We start from the raw sequence: 1,302 nt of genomic DNA, 5'->3' as shown, positions 1-1,302 counted from the left end.
TGCTAAATAGTCCGCTATTATACAAACACTAACTCACTAAAAGAGGAACCCATATGGACTTATCACTGAACGAGGAGCAAATTATGATTCAGAGTATGGCACGTAAATTTGCCAGCTCTGAACTGATGCCTATCGCCGATAAGCTTGATATGGGGGAGGCACAGGAAACCTTTGTTAAGAATCTAAAGAAACTGGCTGAGCTCGGTTTTATGGGGCTCAATATCTCGAGTGAATACGGCGGTACCAATGCCGGTACCGTTTCCTTTAGTTTGGCCATCACTGAAATAGCCAAGGCTTGCGCTTCGACAGCAGTTACAACATCGGTAACAAACATGGTTGCTGAGGTTATCCAGGCTGTTGGCAGCACACAACAGAAACATTCTTATCTACCAAAACTTTGCTCTGGTGAATATTCTGCCGGAGCATTCTGCTTGACTGAGTCTCAGGCCGGTTCGGACCCTTCATCAATGAAATGTTCCGCTACTAAAACAGCTTCGGGCTGGGCGCTAAATGGCAGCAAGCAATTCATTACCAGCGCAGAATATGCTGGCGTATTTGTTGTCTGGGCTCTGACGGATAAGAGTGCGGCAAAAGGAAAAGGCATTTCTTGTTTCCTTGTCGAGGCGGGGACTCCCGGCCTAATAATAGGAAAACCCGAACAAAAGATGGGACAAAAAGCCTCTTCTACTTGTCAGCTTAGTTTCGATAACTGCAACATTGATGACAGTGCACTTTTGGGTGATCTAAACAAAGGCTATCGTGTCGCCGTTGGCGAACTGGCCGGCGGCAGAATAGGCGTCGGCTCATTAGCACTTGGTATTGCTCAGGCAGCCATCGACTATGCAACGATATACACAAAAGAACGTGAGCAATTTGGCAAGGCAATCGCGAACTTTCAAGGTATCCAGTGGATGTTAGCGGACACCTACACAGAACTAGAAGCTGCACGTTTGCTCCTTATGAGCGCGGCCTACACAAAAGATTCTGGCGCGCCGTTTTCAAAACAGGCATCAATGGCCAAGCTATTTTCAACAGAAGCCGCCAACAAAGCTTGTTATACAGCACTGCAGTTGTTAGGAGGCAATGGCTATATTAAAGATTATCCTATAGAGCGTCTTACTCGTGATGCACGCGTAACAACAATCTACGAAGGTTCCAGTGAAATACAGCGCATTATTATTGCTAAACAAATACTCAGTGAAGCATAGCTTAATCAGCCTTGCAGATAAGGGGCCAACTTAGAACGGAATTCCGCCTTAACCCCCATACTTTTGAGTATCCAGTACTGACCACTTATCATCC

1 protein-coding gene is annotated in these 1,302 nt (G+C 46.0%); it reads left to right on the top strand.

The window, feature by feature from the left end; genetic code table 11:
* Window positions 1–53 precede the first annotated feature (53 nt).
* Window positions 54–1,208 (top strand): acyl-CoA dehydrogenase family protein, encoded by a 1,155-nt coding sequence (locus tag A3763_RS01080; protein WP_068512646.1) that lies wholly within the window; start codon window positions 54–56, stop codon window positions 1,206–1,208.
* Window positions 1,209–1,302: the final 94 nt, after the last annotated feature.

Source organism: Oleiphilus sp. HI0128 (genome assembly GCF_001635365.1).
The sequence above is the reverse complement of the archived record's forward strand: the minus strand, read 5'-3'. Positions and strand labels throughout refer to the sequence as shown.

Excerpts from the sequence above, each read along its gene's own strand:
- A3763_RS01080 (WP_068512646.1), top strand. The coding sequence starts at position 54 with ATGGACTTATCACTGAACGAGGAGCAAATTATGATTCAGAGTATGGCA.